Source organism: Evansella sp. AB-rgal1 (assembly GCF_041820985.1).
GTDB lineage: Bacteria > Bacillota > Bacilli > Bacillales > Salisediminibacteriaceae > Evansella.
Genome location: NZ_JBGUAU010000068.1, coordinates 1 through 2,758 on the forward strand (window position 1 = coordinate 1; position 2,758 = coordinate 2,758).

A 2,758-nucleotide genomic window follows, 5' to 3' on the forward strand; every position below is an offset into this window, starting at 1 on the left:
TTGGTTAAGCCCTCGATCGATTAGTATCTCTCAGCTACACACGTTGCCGTGCTTCCACATGAGACCTATCAACCTCATCATCTCTGAGGGATCTTACTCACTTACGTGATGGGAAATCTCATCTTGAGGGGGGCTTCATGCTTAGATGCTTTCAGCACTTATCCCTTCCACACGTAGCTACCCAGCTATGCTCCTGGCGGAACAACTGGTACACCAGCGGTGTGTCCATCCCGGTCCTCTCGTACTAAGGACAGCTCCTCTCAAATTTCCTACGCCTGCGACGGATAGGGACCGAACTGTCTCACGACGTTCTGAACCCAGCTCGCGTACCGCTTTAATGGGCGAACAGCCCAACCCTTGGGACCTACTTCAGCCCCAGGATGCGATGAGCCGACATCGAGGTGCCAAACCTCCCCGTCGATGTGGACTCTTGGGGGAGATTAGCCTGTTATCCCCAGGGTAGCTTTTATCCGTTGAGCGACGGCCCTTCCATGCGGTGCCGCCGGATCACTAAGCCCGACTTTCGTCCCTGCTCGACCTGTATGTCTCGCAGTCAAGCTCCCTTATGCCTTTGCACTCTGCGAATGATTTCCAACCATTCTGAGGGAACCTTTGGGCGCCTCCGTTACTTTTTAGGAGGCGACCGCCCCAGTCAAACTGCCCACCTGACACTGTCCCTGAACCGGATCACGGTTCGAGGTTAGAATTCCAGTACAACCAGGGTAGTATCCCACCGATGCCTCCACCGAAGCTAGCGCTCCGGCTTCCAAGGCTCCTACCTATCCTGTACAAGTTGTACCAAAATCCAATATCAAGCTACAGTAAAGCTCCATGGGGTCTTTCCGTCCTGTCGCAGGTAACCTGCATCTTCACAGGTAATATAATTTCACCGGGTCTCTCGTTGAGACAGTGCCCAAATCGTTGCACCTTTCGTGCGGGTCGGAACTTACCCGACAAGGAATTTCGCTACCTTAGGACCGTTATAGTTACGGCCGCCGTTTACTGGGGCTTCAATTCAGAGCTTCTCCCGAAGGATAACCCCTCCTCTTAACCTTCCAGCACCGGGCAGGTGTCAGCCCCTATACGTCGCCTTGCGGCTTGGCAGAGACCTGTGTTTTTGATAAACAGTCGCTTGGGCCTATTCACTGCGGCTCTCTCGGGCTTTCACCCTATCAGAGCACCCCTTCTCCCGAAGTTACGGGGTCATTTTGCCGAGTTCCTTAACGAGAGTTCTCCCGCGCGTCTTAGAATTCTCTTCCCGCCTACCTGTGTCGGTTTGCGGTACGGGCACCAGTCACCTCGCTAGAGGCTTTTCTTGGCAGTGTAGGATCAGGAACTTCGGTACTATAATTTCCCTCGCGATCACAGCTCAGCCTTTATGACAAGCGGATTTGCCTACTTGTCAGCCTAACTGCTTCGACGTGCATATCCAACAGCACGCTTACCCTACCTTCCTGCGTCCCCCCATTGCTCAAATGGTGACGTGGTGGTACAGGAATTTCAACCTGTTTGCCATCGCCTACGCCTTTCGGCCTCGGCTTAGGTCCCGACTTACCCTGAGCGGACGAGCCTTCCTCAGGAAACCTTAGGCTTTCGACGGAGGGGATTCTCACCCCTCTTTTCGCTACTCATACCGGCATTCTCACTTCCAAGCACTCCACATGTCCTTCCGGTCATGCTTCTCTGTCCTTGGAACGCTCCCCTACCACTGTCCGTAAGGACAATCCATAGCTTCGGTGATACGTTTAGCCCCGGTACATTTTCGGCGCAGAGTCACTCGACCAGTGAGCTATTACGCACTCTTTCAATGGTGGCTGCTTCTAAGCCAACATCCTGGTTGTCTAAGCAACTCCACATCCTTCTCCACTTAACGTATACTTTGGGACCTTAGCTGATGGTCTGGGCTGTTTCCCTCTTGACTACGGATCTTAGCACTCGCAGTCTGACTCCCGAGGATAAGTATTTGGCATTCGGAGTTTGACTGAATTCGGTAATCCTGTGGGGACCCCTAGTCCAATCAGTGCTCTACCTCCAATACTCTTCCCTCGAGGCTAGCCCTAAAGCTATTTCGGGGAGAACCAGCTATCTCCGTGTTCGATTGGCATTTCACCCCTACCCACACCTCATCCCCGCACTTTTCAACGTGCGTGGGTTCGGGCCTCCATCCAGTGTTACCTGGACTTCACCCTGGACATGGGTAGATCACACGGTTTCGGGTCTACAACAACGTACTATGGCGCCCTATTCAGACTCGCTTTCGCTGCGGCTCCGTCTCTTCAACTTAACCTCGCACGTTATCGTAACTCGCCGGTTCATTCTACAAAAGGCACGCTATCACCCATTAACGGGCTCTAACTACTTGTAGGCACACGGTTTCAGGATCTCTTTCACTCCCCTCCCGGGGTGCTTTTCACCTTTCCCTCACGGTACTGGTTCACTATCGGTCACTAGGTAGTATTTAGCCTTGGGAGATGGTCCTCCCAGATTCCGACGGGGTTTCACGTGTCCCGCCGTACTCAGGATACACTCCGGAGGAAACAACGTTTCGGCTACAGGGCTGTTACCTTGTCTCGCAGACCTTTCCAGGTCGCTTCACCTACGCTGTTTCTTTGTAACTCCGTATGGAGTGTCCTACAACCCCAAGAGGCAAGCCTCTTGGTTTGGGCTCTTTCCGTTTCGCTCGCCGCTACTCAGGAAATCGAATTTTCTTTCTCTTCCTCCGGGTACTAAGATGTTTCAGTTCCCCGGGTCTGCCTTC

At 53.2% G+C, this 2,758-nt stretch carries 1 rRNA gene; it reads right to left on the reverse strand.

Going from position 1 to position 2,758, the window contains the following annotated elements:
- A 23S ribosomal RNA gene (locus ACERII_RS25620) occupies positions 1–2,758 on the reverse strand; the annotation flags it as partial.